The sequence below is a fragment of the Herbaspirillum frisingense genome, assembly GCF_047325095.1.
In the GTDB taxonomy this organism is placed as follows: Bacteria; Pseudomonadota; Gammaproteobacteria; order Burkholderiales; family Burkholderiaceae_D; genus Herbaspirillum; species Herbaspirillum frisingense.
Map to the genome: position 1 here is coordinate 4,391,195 of NZ_CP168558.1, position 16,245 is coordinate 4,407,439.

Annotated in this window: 12 protein-coding genes and 1 pseudogene; 9 read left to right on the top strand and 4 right to left on the bottom strand. The window is 65.1% G+C overall.

Features of this window, described 5'->3' with window-relative positions; translation table 11 throughout:
- Positions 1 to 505: 505 nt before the first annotated feature.
- From ACEOAC_RS20160 to ACEOAC_RS20200, 9 genes are all read left to right on the top strand, one after another.
- A complete protein-coding gene (locus ACEOAC_RS20160) occupies positions 506 to 1,393 on the top strand; it encodes a GNAT family N-acetyltransferase (RefSeq protein WP_413628550.1) in 888 nt (295 codons plus the stop codon).
- A gap of 19 nt (positions 1,394 to 1,412) precedes the next feature.
- Positions 1,413 to 2,339, top strand: coding sequence for a 2-hydroxyacid dehydrogenase (locus ACEOAC_RS20165; protein WP_077236578.1), 927 nt, complete (start codon positions 1,413 to 1,415; stop codon positions 2,337 to 2,339).
- Positions 2,340 to 2,524: 185 nt separating this feature from the next.
- Positions 2,525 to 3,817 carry an NAD(P)/FAD-dependent oxidoreductase gene (locus ACEOAC_RS20170; protein ID WP_413628919.1) on the top strand — a complete coding sequence of 431 codons (1,293 nt, stop codon included), beginning with the start codon at positions 2,525 to 2,527 and terminating at the stop codon, positions 3,815 to 3,817.
- 41 nt (positions 3,818 to 3,858) lie between these two features.
- Positions 3,859 to 5,340, top strand: coding sequence for an NAD-dependent succinate-semialdehyde dehydrogenase (locus tag ACEOAC_RS20175; protein WP_413628551.1), 1,482 nt, complete (start codon positions 3,859 to 3,861; stop codon positions 5,338 to 5,340).
- Positions 5,341 to 5,413: 73 nt separating this feature from the next.
- Complete coding sequence (locus ACEOAC_RS20180; protein ID WP_006463798.1) at positions 5,414 to 6,316, top strand: GNAT family N-acetyltransferase; 903 nt, start codon at positions 5,414 to 5,416, stop codon at positions 6,314 to 6,316.
- A 191-nt stretch (positions 6,317 to 6,507) separates the two neighbouring features.
- Positions 6,508 to 7,884: an aspartate aminotransferase family protein gene (locus tag ACEOAC_RS20185; RefSeq protein ID WP_413445482.1), complete on the top strand. Its 1,377-nt coding sequence runs from the start codon at positions 6,508 to 6,510 to the stop codon at positions 7,882 to 7,884.
- 133 nt (positions 7,885 to 8,017) lie between these two features.
- Positions 8,018 to 8,512: an Lrp/AsnC family transcriptional regulator gene (locus ACEOAC_RS20190; protein ID WP_081626852.1), complete on the top strand. Its 495-nt coding sequence runs from the start codon at positions 8,018 to 8,020 to the stop codon at positions 8,510 to 8,512.
- Between the two features lie 307 nt (positions 8,513 to 8,819).
- A complete protein-coding gene (fliD, locus tag ACEOAC_RS20195) occupies positions 8,820 to 10,847 on the top strand; it encodes a flagellar filament capping protein FliD (protein ID WP_413628552.1) in 2,028 nt (675 codons plus the stop codon).
- A 154-nt stretch (positions 10,848 to 11,001) separates the two neighbouring features.
- Positions 11,002 to 11,451 carry a MaoC family dehydratase gene (locus ACEOAC_RS20200; RefSeq protein WP_006463802.1) on the top strand — a complete coding sequence of 150 codons (450 nt, stop codon included), beginning with the start codon at positions 11,002 to 11,004 and terminating at the stop codon, positions 11,449 to 11,451.
- Between the two features lie 12 nt (positions 11,452 to 11,463).
- On the opposite strand, the gene maiA is transcribed toward ACEOAC_RS20200, so the two are convergent.
- The 4 genes and pseudogenes from maiA to ACEOAC_RS20220 all read right to left on the bottom strand — a co-directional run bounded on the left by maiA (position 11,464) and on the right by ACEOAC_RS20220 (position 16,168).
- Entirely contained in the window at positions 11,464 to 12,111 is a 648-nt protein-coding gene (maiA, locus tag ACEOAC_RS20205; protein WP_077236584.1) for a maleylacetoacetate isomerase, read from the bottom strand.
- Positions 12,112 to 12,147: 36 nt separating this feature from the next.
- Positions 12,148 to 13,494, bottom strand: a pseudogene (fahA, locus tag ACEOAC_RS20210) (fumarylacetoacetase).
- A complete protein-coding gene (gene hmgA, locus ACEOAC_RS20215) occupies positions 13,491 to 14,828 on the bottom strand; it encodes a homogentisate 1,2-dioxygenase (protein ID WP_413444047.1) in 1,338 nt (445 codons plus the stop codon). The pseudogene fahA and the gene hmgA overlap by 4 nt, the downstream one beginning before the upstream one ends.
- Positions 14,825 to 16,168 carry an MFS transporter gene (locus tag ACEOAC_RS20220; protein WP_413444048.1) on the bottom strand — a complete coding sequence of 448 codons (1,344 nt, stop codon included), beginning with the start codon at positions 16,166 to 16,168 and terminating at the stop codon, positions 14,825 to 14,827. Before ACEOAC_RS20220 ends, hmgA begins: the two co-directional genes overlap by 4 nt.
- Between the last annotated feature and the right edge of the window lie 77 nt (positions 16,169 to 16,245).

Sequence of the window (16,245 nt, forward strand, 5' to 3'; positions counted from 1 at the left end):
GTTCAATGCATGAGAAGGATTACAACATGGCGACACTTGCGGTTTATTCCTTTTTGACGGGGCCGCGAAACAGAAATATGTGTTTTCGACGGCCCAATCAGCATAGCTTGCCGAGCAGTGCAGCAATGCGAGCCGGGCGCGCTGCTTTGGGGCATTTTCACCAAACTGGTGCGGTTTCCGCCGGCAGGCTGGCGATCCGGAGGCAGGCAGGGTGTTGGCGCAGATGACCCCTGCCCGGGCAATCGCTTGCACCACACATGCGTAAATCATTTAGCAGTGAGGCATGCGGGGCAGCACCATGCTAATGCCGATGCCGCCCAATTTTGTGCCGAGATAGGGGTGCAGATCGCCATAAGATTGCGAATTCGCGGCACCGAAACCCTCCGCCGCATGCCGCCGATGGCGCATCATCGCTGAGGTGTGCCGATTGCCCGGCAGCTCCGCAGGCAGCACTCATATAGAACGCGATCACATGGATCGACACGTATTGATAAGGACAAGCTTCATGCACACTGAAAGCACGCTCGACACCACCCAGGCCGACCGCACCACGCTGCGCCCCATGCGCGCCACGGATCTGCCGGCCTGCCATGCCATGAGCCTCCATCTGCACTGGCCGCACCGCCTGGCGGACTGGCAGTTCCACCATCAGGTCAGCAGCAGCTGGGCGGTCGAACAGGAACAGCCTGATGGCACCCTCAATGTGGCCGGCAGCGGCATGCTGTGCCGGCTGGACGATGACTATGCGTCGCTGGGTCTGGTGATCATCGCTGATGCCCTGCAGGGACGCGGCCTGGGGCGCGCCATGATGCAGCGCCTGCTGGCCGATGCCGGCTCCCGCAACGTCATCCTCAATGCCACCGAGGCCGGACGCCCGCTGTATGAAAAACTGGGGTTCGTGGTCACCGATACCCTGAGCCAGCACCAGAGCACCACGGCCAGCGCACCTGCCACGCTGCCGGCGGGCACGCACATCCGCCCGCTGCGCCCGGATGAAGTGCCGGCCCTGCTGGCACTGGATCGCCAGGCCAGCGGCATCGACCGCAGCGCCCTGCTGCAGGCCTTGTTGAAACTGGCCGAGGTGGTCGTGCTGGAGCGGCAGGGACAGGTGGCGGGCATGGCCTTCCAGCGCGAATTCGGCCGCGGCCGCGTGATCGGGCCGGTCATCGCCAGCAACGTGGAAGACGCCAAGGCGCTGATCGCCTATTGGGTCAACGCCTACCCGGGCGCCTACCTGCGCATCGACGTGCCCGGCCGTACCGGCCTCAAACCCTGGCTGCAGGAGATCGGCCTGACCTGCGTGGACGACGTGGTCAGCATGTGCCGGGGCACGCCGCCCAAGGCGGATCCGACCTGGCGCACCTATTCCATGATCAACCAGGCGCTGGGCTGAACGGCCGGCGCGACTCACCATGACCTTTCTCTACAAAGCCGACCCCGTGCGGGGCGCCGAATGGGCCGAGCTGTTTGCGCAAAAGGCACCGGAGCAGCCCTTCCAGATCTGGCCACACCAGGGCGATGACGCCAGCGTGCGCTACCTGGCGGCCTGGACGCCGCCGGACGATATCGCACGGCGCTTCCCCAACCTGGAAATCCTGTTTTCGGTCGGTGCCGGCATCGACCAGTTCGACATGTCCACCCTGCCGCCTGGGCTACCGGTGGTGCGCATGACCGAACCCGGGATTGCCGCCGGCATGGTGCAATACGTGACCCACGCGGTGCTGGGCCTGCATCGCGACAGCCGCCTCTATGCCCGCCAGCAGCGCGAACAGGTGTGGCGGGCGCATCGTGTACGGCCGGCCACGGCCTGCCGGGTCGGGGTGCTGGGCCTGGGCATGCTGGGCCAGGCGGTGCTGCAGCAGTTGCATGGACTGGGTTTCCCCTGCGCCGGCTGGAGCCGTTCGGCGCACCAGCTGGAGGGCATCGATTGCTATAGCGGCAGCGCGGGCCTGAGGGATTTCCTTGCACGCACCGATGTGCTGGTATGCCTGGTACCGCTGACCGACGATACGCGCGGCATCCTGTGTCGCGCACTGTTTGAGCAACTGCCGCGCGGGGCGGCGCTGGTCAATGTCGGCCGTGGCGGCCACCTGGTCGAGGACGACCTGCTGGCCGCCCTGGCTGATGGCCAGCTCAGTGCGGCGGTACTGGATGTGTGCGAGGTCGAACCCTTGCCGCCGGGCCACCCGTTCTGGTCGCATCCCGACATCGTGCTCACGCCCCACATCGCCAGCATGACCCAGCCCGACGGTGCCGTGGAAGCGGTGCTGGAAAACCTGCGCCGTCATCGTGCCGGCCTGCCGCTGCTGGGTCTGATCGACCGCCAGCGCGGTTACTGAGTCGGGAGGCGATGCCGCATGGCAAACAAAATGCCGATTGCCCACGCCAGAACGGCATGCCATGCCGCCAGCGCGCTGCAGTTCGCGCCACATCGCTTGCCGGCACGCCCTATCCTTGATGACATGGCGTGCTGCGTCAGCAGACGCGCCGCCCTGCCCCTATCCACCTGCCCGACATCCCGACCATGAAGCTGGAATCCTACTGGACCGATTCTGCCCCGCTGTATATCTCCCCCTCGCGAGAACTGCCAGCCCAGGTCGACGTGGCCATCGTCGGCGGCGGCTTTACCGGCCTGTCGGCGGCACTGGCGCTGGCCAGGCGCGGCGCCTCGGTGGTCGTGCTGGAAGCCGGTCCGCACGTGGCGGCCGAAGCCTCGGGCCGCAATGGCGGTCACGTCAACAACGGCCTGGCGATGGATTATGCGGAGGTCGCCGCCCGGGTCGGGATCGAACGCGCCCGCGCCTGGTACCACGCCTATGACGATGCGGTCGATACGGTGGCACGGCTGGTACAGGAGGAAGACATCGCCTGCGACTTCCTGCGCCACGGCAAGCTCAAGATGGCCACCCGGCCGCAACAGATGGAGGCCCTGCGACGCAGCGCCGAGCGCCTCTACGCCGACGGCGTGGACCGCGACATCGAGATCCTGGACGCCGCCCGCGTACGTGCCGAGGTGCAGAGCGAGCGCTTCCATGGCGGCATGCTCTACAAGCGCAGCGCGCAGATGCACATGGGCCGCTTCGCCTATGGCCTGGCGCTGGCGGCCGAACGCCACGGCGCGGCCATCCACACCGGCACCGAGGTACGACGGCTGGAACGCATCGGCGAGAGCTACGGACATCGGGTCCATACGCCCCGCGGCAGCATACTGGCGCGGCAGGTCCTGCTGGCCACCGGTGCCAGCCGTCACGGCGCCTACCGCAGCTTCGGCTGGCTGCGCCGGCGCATCGTGCCGGTAGGCAGCTTCATCGTGGTGACCGAGCCGCTGGGTGCCGAACGCGCGGCCAGCCTGCTGAGCCAACAGCGCACCTACACCACGGTGGCCAATATCCACCACTATTTCCGCATGACGCCCGATACCCGCCTGGTCTTCGGCGGACGGGCGCGTTTTGCGATTTCCAGCCCACAATCCGATGCCGCCAGCGGCGAAATCCTGCGCCAGGGCCTGCAGCAGACCTTCCCGCAGTTGGGACCGGTGCGCCTGGACTACTGCTGGGGCGGGCTGGTCGACATGACCCGCGACCGCCTGCCGCAGGCGGGAGAACGCGATGGCCTGTTCTATTCCATGGGCTACAGCGGCCACGGCACGCAGATGTCGGTGCACATGGGCCAGTGCATGGCGCAGGTGATGGCCGGCGATGCGCTGGCCAATCCCTGGCGTGACCGCGAATGGCCGGCCATCCCCGGTCATTTCGGGCCACCCTGGTTCCTGCCGGTGGTGGGCATGTACTACCGGCTCAAGGATAAGCTGGCGTGAATGCCCTTTCGAATCCTCTTCACTTTGACTGAATACCTGCCATGACTACACTCGAACTGCACCGCCAGGACCTGCTGCCCGGTGCCCACCTGATCGGCGCCGAATGGCGCGCAGCGGCCGACGGTCGCGAACTTGCAGTCAGTGATCCGGCCACCGGCGAGGTGTTTGCCAGCGTCCCCGACGGCAATGCCGCCGATGCCCGCGCCGCGGTGGATGCCGCTGCTGCTGCATTCCCGGCCTGGCGTGCCACGCCGGCCAAGCAGCGCGCCGCCATCCTCAAGCGCTGGAACGACTTGCTGCTGGCGCACCAGGAAGACCTGGGTCGCCTGATCTCGCGCGAGCAGGGCAAGCCGCTGGCCGAGGGGCGCGGTGAAGTGGCCTATGCGGCCAGCTATGTGGAATGGTTCGGCGAAGAAGCCACCCGCGCCAATGGCGACATCATCCCGGCCCCGGTCACCGGCCGCCGCATGCTGGCGCTAAAGGAACCGGTGGGCGTGGTCGCCACCATCACGCCCTGGAACTTCCCGGCCGCGATGATCGCCCGCAAGATCGCACCGGCCCTGGCCGCCGGTTGCACCGTGGTGTGCAAGCCGGCCGAGGATACGCCGCTGACCTCGCTGGCACTGGTGCGCCTGGCGCAGGAAGCGGGCGTGCCGGCCGGGGTGATCAACATCGTCACGGCTTCGCGCGAGCGCACGCCGGAAGTGGTCGACGTGTGGCTGGCCGACAGCCGGGTGCGCAAGATCAGCTTTACCGGCTCCACCGCCGTGGGCAAGCACCTGGCGCGTCATTCGGCCGATACCCTCAAGAAGCTCTCCCTGGAACTGGGCGGCAATGCGCCCTTCATCGTCTTCGACGATGCCGATCTGGATGCCGCCATCGACGGCGTGATGGCGGCCAAGTTCCGCAATGGCGGCCAGACCTGCGTGAGCCCCAACCGCATCTACGTACAAGAGCAGGTCTATGACGCCTTCGTGGCCAGGCTGGGCGCCCGGGTGGCGGCGCTGAAGGTCGGCCCGGCCACCGATCCGGCCTCGCAGATCGGCCCGATGATCAATGCCCGTGCCATCGCCAAGATCGACCAGCACGTGCGCGATGCCGTCGCCCGCGGTGCCCACGTGATCACCGGCGGCCAGCGCCTGCAGGGGCCCGGCTACGAAAGCGACAACTACTACGCGCCTACCGTGCTGGCCAACGTGACCGATGCCATGCAATGCAGCTGCGAAGAGACCTTCGGCCCGGTGGCGCCGGTGACGCGCTTCACCAGCGAGGAAGAAGTGATCGCGGCGGCCAATGGCACGCCCTTCGGGCTGGCCGCGTATTTCTATTCGACCGATGTACGGCGCATCCATCGTGTCACCGATGCACTGGAGAGCGGCATCGTCGGTGTCAACGAGGGCGCACTGGCGGCCGAGGCTGCCCCCTTCGGCGGCGTCAAGGAATCCGGTTATGGTCGTGAAGGCTCGGTGCACGGGCTGGATGATTACCTGCATACCAAGTACGTGTGCCAGGGCCAGCTGTGAGATCGCCGCTGTGAAATTGCAGCCCTGAAATCTCTGTACTACGTTACCTTCAACGAACCGACCAGGAGCCCCCATGCCAGCGCCGACCACCCCCGTCCCGAGCAGCGGCCAGGAAGCCTTGCCCGACCTGCGCCTGCGTGCCATCGCCGCCGATGACCTGGGCAACTGCCACCGGCTGTCGCTGCGCTTCAAGTGGCCACACCGGCTGGAGGACTGGAAATTCCTGTTGCAGATGGGCCAGGGCTATCTGCTGGAACACACCGCCGACGGTGCCGCGCTGCCGGTAGTGGGTTCGGTAGTGTGCACCTGCTACGGCGAGCAGCACGCGGTCATCGGCATGCTGCTGGTGCAGGCCGAGCTGCAGCGCCGCGGCCTGGGGCGGCGGCTGATGCAGCACACCGCCAGCCAGGTCAATGGCCGCAGCCTGGTGGTCAATGCCACCGCGGCGGGCATGCCGCTGTATCGGCAACTGGGCTTTATTCAGCAGGATGTGTTGCACCAGTTCCAGGGCTCGTCGGCGCAGCCGGTACTGGTCTCGCTGCCGCCCGGCGAGCGCGTGCGGCCGATGGGCAAGAACGATGTGCAGCGGCTGCTGGCGCTGGATGCGCGCGCCACCGGCATGGAACGCAGCAAGCTGCTGCTGGCCCTCCTGGAGATGTCGGAAGGCGTGGCGCTGGACCGCGATGGCGAGATGCTGGGCTTTGCGCTGGTGCGTCGCTTCGGCCATGGCCGTGTGATCGGGCCGGTGGTGGCGCCCGATGCCGAACGGGCCAAGGGTCTGATCGCGCACTGGATCAATACCTATTCGGATTCCTTCATCCGCATCGACGTGTTCGAATCGAGCGGTCTGCCGGCCTGGCTGGACACGCTGGGCCTGACCAATGTCGACCATGTCACCCGCATGTGCAAGGGCACGCCCCCGGCGCGCGATGCAGGCATGCAGTTGTTTTCCATCGTCAACCAGGCGCTGGGCTGAGGCCGCAGCCGGTCGCACGGGGCACGCCGCAGAAAATGCCAAAGCCGCCCGCAAAACCCATGAAGATGCTTTTTGGACCCCGCATCTTGCGCATCCGCTGCGACCGGGCAGGCATAGCATAGAACGCATCCCGGTTGTGTTGCCCGCCTGGCACGACCTTGTTCAACGCCATCGTCAGCGAGTCCTCCTTCATGCAAACATCGACCCTGGCTGCCCTCGACCGCAGCCACCTGATCCATCCCGTGACCAGCTTTCGCGAACACGAAGAGCTGGGTCCCATCATCCTCAAGTCCGGCCGTGGCGCCTACCTGACCGACCATCAGGACAAGGAACTGCTGGATGCCTTCTCAGGCCTGTGGTGCGTCAACACCGGCTATGGCCAGGAGAGCGTGATCCGCGCCGCCACCGAGCAGATGCAGCGCCTGCCGTATGCCACGGGCTACTTCCACTTCGCCTCGGAACCGGCGATCCTGCTGGCCAAGAAGCTGGTGGACATCAGCCCGGCCTCGCTCCGGCATGTCTACTTCACCCTGGGCGGATCGGACGCGGTGGATGCCGCCGTCCGCTACATCACGCACTACCACAACGCCATCGGCAAGCCGGCCAAGAAGCATTTCATCTCGCTGCAGCGTGGCTACCATGGTTCCTCTTCGGTGGGGGCGGGACTGACGGCGCTGCCCAATTTCCACTTCAACTTCGATCTGCCGCTGCCGACCCAGCACTACCTGCCCTCGCCCTATCCCTACCGCAGCGAACTGGCCGACGACGCAGCCATCATCGCCGCCTCGGTACAGGCGCTGCGCAGCAAGGTGGCCGAACTGGGCGCGGACCAGGTGGCGGCCTTCTTCTGCGAACCGATCCAGGGTTCGGGCGGTGTGGTGGTGCCGCCCAAGGGCTGGTTGAAGGCCATGCAGCTGGCTTGCAACGAGCTGGGCATCCTGTTCGTGGTGGACGAGGTGATCACCGGCTTCGGCCGCACCGGCCCCATGTTTGCCTGCCTGGACGAAGACGTGCAGCCGGACCTGATGACCATGGCCAAGGGCCTGACCGCGGGCTACGCGCCGATGGGCGCGGTGATGATGTCGGACCGGGTCTACCAGGGCATTGCCGATGGCGCGCCCATGAGCACCGTGGTCGGCCACGGCCAGACCTATTCGGCTCATCCGGTCAGTGCGGCGGTGGCGCTGGAGGTGCTGCGCCTGTACGAGGAAGGTGGTCTGCTGGAAAACGGTCGTCGGGTCGAACCCCATTTCACAGCTGGCCTGCGCGCCCTGCTGGATCATCCGCTGGTGGGGGATGCCCGCAGCCGGGGGCTGCTGGGTGCGCTGGAGCTGGTGGCCGACAAGCACACCAAGGCGCGCTTCGCGCCCGAACTGAAGCTGCATGAACGCATCTTCAAGGTGGCCTACCAGCAGGGCCTGGTGTTCCGCGCCTTCGGCGACAACATCCTCGGCTTTGCGCCGGCGCTGTGCTATACACCGGCCGATTTCGAACTGATGTTCCAGCGGCTGAAGGCCATCCTCGATGAAGTGCTGGCCCAGCCCGAGGTGCGCCAGGCGCTCAAATAAGCCGCCCAATGCGAGTAAAGCTCCCGGTCACATGCCAAAAACAGGGACCGGAGGAGTTAAAATGCCCTGACATCCGGCCTGCCTTCCCCGCCCAGGGACAGCAGGCCGGTTGAGTCGAATAACCCGAGGCAACATGATGACTAACGGCGCGTTGAAACTGGACCGGATCGATCTGAGGATTTTGTGTCACCTGCAGGAAAATAGCCGCATTACCAATGTGATCCTGGCCGACGCCGTCGGCCTGTCCCCCAGCCCCTGCCTGATCCGCGTCAAGCGCCTGGAAAAAGCCGGCTACATCAGCGGCTACGGCGCCTACATCCGCCTGGAAAAACTGGCCGACGTGCAGATCGTGTTCACCGAGGTGACCCTGTCGGACCACCGCCGCGAAGACTTCGCCAAGTTCGAGTCCTATATCCGCAATGTCGACGAGATCATCGAATGCCACCTGGTCAGCGGGGGTTACGACTACCTGCTCAAGTTCATGACCCGCAGCGTGGTGCATTACCAGAGCGTGATCGAGTCGCTGCTGGAGCAGAACCTGCGCATTGAAAAGTATTTCAGCTACATCGTCATCAAGTCACCCTTCATCAAGCATCACTACCCGCTGGAAAAGTTCATCCAGACCTGATCCGGACTGAAGCCAGGGCGGGGATGAGGCATGGGCCGGAGGGTCCGTGCCTCTCCTTGTCGCTCCTTGCCGCCCTCTGCAGCCTTCCTTCTGTCTTCCCGCCGCCCTCCCCCGTCCGCTGCCCGCCCTGTTTAGCTGCGCGGGCCGCGTCTCCATCAAATCTCCACAAAAATCCCGAACAAATTCCAGTTTTGGTCAGCAAACTGACCTTTACTTTTGTAAAGAGCTGCCGTTAATGTGGCGAACACTGACGATTTGTCAGTGTTTCCAGATTACAAGAAGAATTCGATATTGTTCAGGGGTCAACATGGCAACTTCCACCGGGTCCATCTCCACGTCGGCCGGTCCGCTCGATGTGGCGACCTTGGTCAACCAGCTCATTTCGGTTGAAAGCAAGTCGCGGCTCACGCCGCTGAAAAACAAGGAAACCGGCTTCAACACGCTCATTTCGGCCTACGGGACGCTGAAGAACGCGCTGTCGACCTATCAGAGCGCCCTCAAGGGGATGACCTCGGCCACCTTCAGCGCCCAGAAGACCACCCTGACCAACGCCGGCACCGGCACGGGCCTCACCACCGATCCGCTCACGGCCGAGACCAACACCGATGAATCGACCAAGGTACTGGCGCAGAAGCTGAAGTCGGGCGGCTATGCCAGCGGCACCACCTTCAATGCCGGCGATTCGGTCGCCATCAAGGTGGGCAGCAACCAGCCCACCTTCATCACGCTCAAGGCCAATGCCACGCTGGCCGGGGTGCGCGATGCGATCAATGCCTCCAAGGCCGGGGTTACGGCGTCGATCACCGCCGACGGCAGCGGCGACCACCTGGTGCTGGAATCCAATACCGGCGGCACCGCCAATACCATCAAGATCACCGCCAACAACACCCTCTCGGGGCTGAGCTACGATCCGGCCTCCAGCACGCCGGGCAGCGTGACCCAGGTGCAGGCGCCGCGCGACGCGGCCAAGGCGGCGTCGGGCTCGTACAGCCTGGCGGTGAACCAGCTGGCGCAAGCGGTCAAGGTCAGCTCGGCCGGCATCGCCCCGGGCAGCACCTTCGACAATGGCGTGCTGGCCATCAAGACCGGCAACGGCTCGACCGTGCTGATCCAGCCCAAGACCAATACCCTGGCCGGTGTGCGTGATGCCATCAACGCCAGCGAAGCGGGCGTGAGCGCCTCCATCGTCAGCGATGGCACCAATGACCACCTGGTGCTGACCGCCAAGGATAGCGGCGCGGCCAACACCCTGCGGGTCAGCGGTACCGGCTCGTTTGCGCCGTTCGCCTTCGATCCCAGCGGCACCGTCACCACCCCGGGCGTGACGGCTGGCCAGACCTTCACCACTGGCACGCTGGCACTGCAGGTGGGCAACAAGTCTTTCAACATCACCCCGACCGATCTGGACGCCAGCGGCGACATCCGTCTCAATGACGTGATGAAGGCCATCAACGACGCCAACACCGGCGTGACAGCCAGCATCACCACCAGCGGCGGCAAGGAGCAGCTGGTGCTCACCCCGACCGGCAGCGACGCGGTCAAGCTGACCGGCAGCAATGATTACGCCGGCCTCACCGGCAGCAGCATGGGCCAGCTGGCCAAGGCCCAGGATGCGCGGATGACCATCGACGGCGTGGTCGTGACCAGCACCAGCAACAAGGTCACCAACGTGATCTCGGGGGTGACGCTGAACCTGAGCAAGGTTACCAATGCCACCGACAATTTCACACTGGCCATTTCCAATGACACCAGCGGCCTGACCACCGCCGCCAATACCTTCGTCAACGCCTACAACACGCTGGCCAAGGCGGTGACCAACCTGACCAAGCAAACCCCGTCCACCACCAAGGGCGAGGCCAATACCGGCTCGCCGCTGGCCTCGGAATCATCGGTGCTGAACATGATGGCGCAGATCCGCAGCACCATGCTGGGGGCGCTGGGCGAAGGCGGGGGGATGAACCTGTCGCAGGTCGGCATCTCCTTCCAGAAGGACGGCACGCTGGCGCTGGATTCGACCAAGCTGACCACGGCTGCCAACAAGGACTTCGAGGGCATCAGCAAGCTCTTCACCGCCACCGGCGGCGTGGTCACCAAGCTGCAGACGGTGATGGATGGCATCCTGAAGGAAGGTGGCACGCTGGCCACCAAGACCAAGGGCCTGCAGGCCAGCCTGAAGATCGTCACGGACCAGCAGACGGCGGCCAATTCGCGCCTGCAGGACCTGAAGGATAACTACACCAACCAGTTCAATCGTCTGAACGTCACGCTGGCGACGATGCAGGCAAGGCAAAGCTATCTGACCCAGCAGTTGACCAAGCTGTCGAAGTCGTCCTGAGCCCGAAGCTCGGGTCGATCGCCAGTGACAACACCACAGGCCGCAGCGCGCCCTCCGCTGCGGCCTGGCTTTTTGCGGAAGTCGCTATACTGGGGGCCTTTCCGGTTTCCTGAAGACCGGGACATCACAGCGATAACAACGATCAGGAGACATCGTGGATACCCCCAAGTATTTGGAAGATTTCCAGCCCGGCCAGGTTTTCCGTTCACCCGCCACGTTGACCGTGGATGCCGAGGCCATCAAGCAGTTCGCCACCCAGTTCGATCCCCAGCCCTTCCACCTGGATGACGCTGCCGCCCAGCAGACCTTCTTTCGCGGACTGGCGGCCAGCGGCTGGCATACCGCCGCGCTGACCATGCGCCTGCTGGTCGATACGCTCCACATCCAGGGTGGCATCATCGGCGCCGGCTTCGACGAATTCCGCTGGCCACGGCCCACCCGCCCCGGCGACGTGCTGCGGCTGGAGGCCGAAGTGCTGGGTATCAAGACCTCGCAATCGCGCCCCCTGCAGGGTTTTCTCAACCATCGCGTGACCACCTACAACCAGCACGACGAAGCCGTGCTGATCATGACCGGCAACCTGCTGGTGCCGCGCCGCAGCTAAGCCTGGCCCAGTTCAGGCGGCGTCCGGCTGGCGTGCCGGATGCGCCTGTTCGAAGGCTGGCAGGACATTGCAGGCAGCCTCGATGGCGCATAGCGTCGGATAGGGTGCCATGTCGACCTCGAAGCGGCGCGCATTGAAGATCTGCGGCACCAGGAAGCAATCGGCCATGGTCGGCGCATCGCCCACGCAGAAGTGACCGCGCGTGGTGTCGGCGGCCAGTTGCTGCTCCAGCGCGGCAAAGCCGAGCTTGATCCAGTGCTGGATCCAGGCGGTCTTCTGGGTTTCGTCGACGTTGAGCTGGTGCTTGAGGTAACGCAGCACGCGCAGGTTGTTCAGGGGATGGATTTCACAGGCGATGGCCAGCGACAGTTCACGGATGCGGGCGCGCGCGAAGGCATCGCCGGGCAGCAGCGAAGGCGTGGGATAGCGCTCTTCCAGATACTCCAGGATCGCCATCGACTGCCTCAGCAGTTGCCCCTGGTCGGCCAGCACCGGCACCAGCGCATGCGGGTTCAATTGCGTGAAGGCCGGCAGCAACTGCTCGCCGCCCTGGTTGAGCAGGTGCACCGCCGCCGTCTCGTAGGTCACGCCCTTGAGATTGAGGGCAATGCGCACGCGGTAGGAGGCCGAGCTGCGGAAATAGCTGTACAGGGTAGTCATCCTCTTCCTTTTATCCTTCCTGGGAAACCAGGCGCATCAGGTCAGGCTGCGCGCCGGGAGCACGGTGCCGGCGGCTTCGCCGAAACCGATCGTGGGCAGGCCGTCGCGACGGGCGGCAGCACGCAGGATGATGGTGTCGCCATCTTCCAGGAACACGCGACGTTCACCGTTGGCCAAGGTAATGGGTGCCTTGCCGCCGGCGCTCAGTTCCAGCAGCGAGCCGGCTTCGTCAGCCTGCGCACCGGACAAGGTGCCGGTACCCAGGAAATCACCGGGCCGCAGGTTGCAGCCGTTGACCGTGTGGTGCGCCACCAGTTGCGCCACGGTCCAGTAGGCGTCGCGGTAGTTGGACAGCGACAGGCGCTGCGGGGCGGTGCCGGACTCACGCATGGCGGCGGTCTGGATCAGCACTTCCAGCTGCAGGTCGAAGGCGCCGCTCTCGCGCAGGGTGGGGGCATCCAGGTAGGGCAGCGGCTGCGGATCGTCGGCCGGACGGGTCCAGGCGCAACGATACGGGGCCAGTGCTTCCAGCGTGACAATCCAGGGCGAGATGGTGGAGGCGAAGCTCTTCGACAGGAAGGGGCCGAGCGGCTGGTATTCCCAGGCCTGCACGTCGCGTGCCGACCAGTCATTGAGGAGGCACAGGCCGAACACCTTGTCTTCGGCCTGGCTCATCGGCACCGGTTCGCCCAGGGCATTGCCACCGCCGATGAAGATGCCCATTTCCAGTTCGTAGTCCAGGCGCTTGCAGGGTCCGAAGCTGGGCGTTTCAGCATCCGGCGCCTTGGTCTGGCCGACCGGGCGGCGGAATTGCTGGCCCGAGACCGCAATCGACGAAGCACGACCGTGGTAGCCGATCGGCACCCACTTGTAGTTGGGCAACAGCGGGTTGTCCGGACGGAAGAGCTTGCCCACCGAGGTGGCGTGGTGGATGGAGGTATAGAAGTCGGTGTAGTCGCCGATGGCGGCCGGCACGTCGTAGCGGGCCTGGGCCTGCGGCACCAGGCAGGCCGCCAGTTCGGTCTGGTGCGGCGAACCGCTGCGCAGCAGGCGCGACAGCGCCAGGCGAAACGCCTACCAGGCTGCCGGGGTCAAGGCCATCAGGGCATTGAGCGTGCTACCGCTGCAGGCCGCATGGGCGGCCTGGCGCGTGGCTTCGTCAAAGCCGGAGAAGGCACCGGCCGCCTGCGCCGCCGGCAGGTCCAGGATCTGGTCACCGATGGCCACGCCTGCACGGAAGCTTTCTTCACTTGCGGCGCGACGGAACACACCATAAGGCAGGTTCTGGATCGGGAATGGGCAGCCGTCGGTATTGGCGCTCTCGACCCAGCTGCGCAGCTCGGTGTCGTGGGTTTCGTTCAGTTTCAGGCTAGGCAGGCTCATGCGCGCTCCGGGTTGAAGTTCTTCTGGATCCCCAGCCAGCAATCCTGGTAGTCGCGCTGCAGGGTCGGCGACGCCAGGGCATGGCGGGTGGGGCAAAGGATGTTGCGGGTCTCGAACATGAAGGCCATGGTGTGATCGACCTTGTTCGGCTGGCTGGTATCGATGCGGCTGGCCTTCTCGAAGGTGGCCGCGTCCGGTCCGTGGCCGCTCATGCAATTATGCAGGCTGCCGCCGCCGGGGACAAAGCCGCCGCCTTCCTTGGCGTCGTACTGGCCGGTGATCAGGCCCATGTATTCGCTGGCCACGTTGCGGTGGAACCAGGGCGGGCGGAAGGTATTCTCGGCGGCCAGCCAGCGCGGCGGGAAGATCACGAAGTCGATGGTATCCACGCCCGGGGTATCGCTCTGCGACTGCAGCACCAGGAAGATCGAGGGATCGGGATGGTCGTAGCTGATCGAGCCGATGGTGTTGAAGTGGCGCAGGTCGTACTTGTAGGGCGCGTAGTTGCCGTGCCAGGCCACCACGTCCAGCGGCGAATGGCCGATCTTCGCCTGCCACAGGTTGCCGCCAAACTTGGCGATCAACTGGAAATCCCCCTCGCGATCTTCGTACCAGGCATGGGGCGTAGCGAAATCACGTGGATTGGCCAGGCCGTTGGACCCCAGCGGCCCCAGATCCGGCAGGCGCAGCAATGCGCCAAAGTTCTCGCAGACGTAACCGCGTGCCTCACCGTCCGGCAGCCGCACCTGGAAGCGCAGGCCACGCGGGATGACGGCGATTTCCTGCGGTTCGATATCGATCACGCCCAGTTCGGTACGCAACTGCAGGCGGCCCTGTTGCGGCACGATCAGCCATTCGCCATCGGCCGAATAGAAGAAGCGATCGGTCATCGAGCAATTGGCCGCATACAGGTGGATGGCGCAACCGTTCTGCGCCTGCGGCGAGCCGTTGCCGGCCATGGTGACCAGGCCCTCGACGAAATCGGTGGGGACCGTGGGCATGGGCTGCGGGTCCCAGCGCAACTGGTTCGGCGGCGCTGCCACGTCATCGAAGTGGCTTACCAGCAGGCCGCGCTCCATCGGGGCAAAGGGCTCATGTACCGCCGCCGGGCGGATACGGTACAGCCAGGAGCGGCGATTGTGACCACGGGGGGCGGTGAAGGCGGTGCCTGAAATCTGTTCGGCATAGAGACCATAGGCCACCTTCTGCGGCGAATTGCGGTGCGCCGGCAAGGCGCCGGGCAAGGCCTCGGTCTCGAACTCATTGCCGAAGCCGGACTGGTAGCCACGAGTATGGACGTGGTGACTGACGGCGGAATCGGTGACGGTAGTCATGCGGAAACTCCTCGGGAAGTACGATGCAGGCGCGCAATGGTCAGCGCCGAAATCAGGGCCGGCACGGCGGCGGCGATGAAGAGCGAACCATTGCTCCATTGCAGGGCGATCAACTGGCCGCCAATCACCGGGCCCACCACCGAGCCGATGCGACCGATACCGAGCGCCCAGCCGATGCCGGTGGAACGCAAGGTGGTGGGATAGTAGGTTCCGGCCAGGGCATTGACCGCCGGCTGGCCGCCGACGATGCAGAAACCGGCCACGATCACTGCCACGAGCAGCAGTGCCGGCAGGGCCGCCACCTTGCCGATCATGGCAATCGAGACGCAGGCCAGCAGGAAGCAGACACCCAGCACCCGGGTAAATCCATAGCGATTGATGAAGCGGCCCAGGGTCAGGGTGCCGATCACGCCGCCCACCTGTAGCGAGGTGCCGATCAGTACGGCCATGCTGGTGGAATAGCCGGCGTCATGGATTAGTGTGGGCAGCCAGTTGGAGAGGAAATAGAGGTTGATCAGGTTCATGAAGCTGATCAGCCACAGCAACACGGTCACTCCGGCGCGACCATCACGGAACAGCGCCGCCACCGGCATGCCCTCGGCCTTGGCTTCCTTGACCACCACCTCGGTGCGCTCATCGATGACGATGGATGCATCGAGCTTGCGCAGCCAGCGTGCCACCTGCGCCCGCGGACGACGATGCAGTACCAGGAACTGGATCGATTCCGGCAGCCAGACCAGCATGACCAGGCCCAGCACCAGCGGCACCGCACCACCGACCCAGAACACCGCATGCCAGCCGTGCGCCGGGATCAATGCGGCGCTGACGAAGCCGCCAGCAGCGGCGCCCACCGTGAAGCCGCAGGAGACCAGCATCATGCGCGTGACCCGGGACGAGGAAGGACTGAATTCCCCCACCAGCGCCATGGCATTGGGCATGATGCTACCCAGGCCGAAACCGGTGATGAAGCGCACGATCAACAGTTGATCGAGGGTCGTCACCAGGGGCGTGGCCAGCATGCAGGCGGCGAAAAAGAGCGTGGAGACGATCAGTACCGGACGGCGGCCATAGCGGTCACCGACCGGCGTCAGGACCAGCGAACCCAGCAGCATGCCGAACAGGCCGGCACCGAACACCGGCCCCAGGCTGGCCTTGCTCACGCCCCAGTCGGCGATGATGGCCGGAGCCACATAGCCCATGGCCTGGACGTCGAAACCATCGATGATCAGGCACAGGCCGCACAGCAGCAGCAGGCCGAACTGGAAAGTGCCGAAACGGCCCTGCTCCACCACCTGGTCCACATGGACCGTGGGGAGAGCGCCACTCGCGTGGATACTCATGTCTTGACTCCTCGTCTGTCTTTACGTTGTTTTAATTGTGTTGCCGGTCTGGCGCGCCGATGACGGCCGACAATGTC

Excerpts from the sequence above, each read along its gene's own strand:
- hmgA (WP_413444047.1), bottom strand. The coding sequence starts at position 14,828 with ATGACTACCGTCACCGATTCCGCCGTCAGTCACCACGTCCATACTCGT.
- ACEOAC_RS20170 (WP_413628919.1), top strand. The coding sequence starts at position 2,525 with ATGAAGCTGGAATCCTACTGGACCGATTCTGCCCCGCTGTATATCTCC.
- ACEOAC_RS20190 (WP_081626852.1), top strand. The coding sequence starts at position 8,018 with ATGATGACTAACGGCGCGTTGAAACTGGACCGGATCGATCTGAGGATT.
- ACEOAC_RS20165 (WP_077236578.1), top strand. The coding sequence starts at position 1,413 with ATGACCTTTCTCTACAAAGCCGACCCCGTGCGGGGCGCCGAATGGGCC.
- ACEOAC_RS20180 (WP_006463798.1), top strand. The coding sequence starts at position 5,414 with ATGCCAGCGCCGACCACCCCCGTCCCGAGCAGCGGCCAGGAAGCCTTG.
- ACEOAC_RS20175 (WP_413628551.1), top strand. The coding sequence starts at position 3,859 with ATGACTACACTCGAACTGCACCGCCAGGACCTGCTGCCCGGTGCCCAC.
- ACEOAC_RS20185 (WP_413445482.1), top strand. The coding sequence starts at position 6,508 with ATGCAAACATCGACCCTGGCTGCCCTCGACCGCAGCCACCTGATCCAT.
- ACEOAC_RS20160 (WP_413628550.1), top strand. The coding sequence starts at position 506 with ATGCACACTGAAAGCACGCTCGACACCACCCAGGCCGACCGCACCACG.
- maiA (WP_077236584.1), bottom strand. The coding sequence starts at position 12,111 with ATGACTACCCTGTACAGCTATTTCCGCAGCTCGGCCTCCTACCGCGTG.
- fliD (WP_413628552.1), top strand. The coding sequence starts at position 8,820 with ATGGCAACTTCCACCGGGTCCATCTCCACGTCGGCCGGTCCGCTCGAT.
- ACEOAC_RS20220 (WP_413444048.1), bottom strand. The coding sequence starts at position 16,168 with ATGAGTATCCACGCGAGTGGCGCTCTCCCCACGGTCCATGTGGACCAG.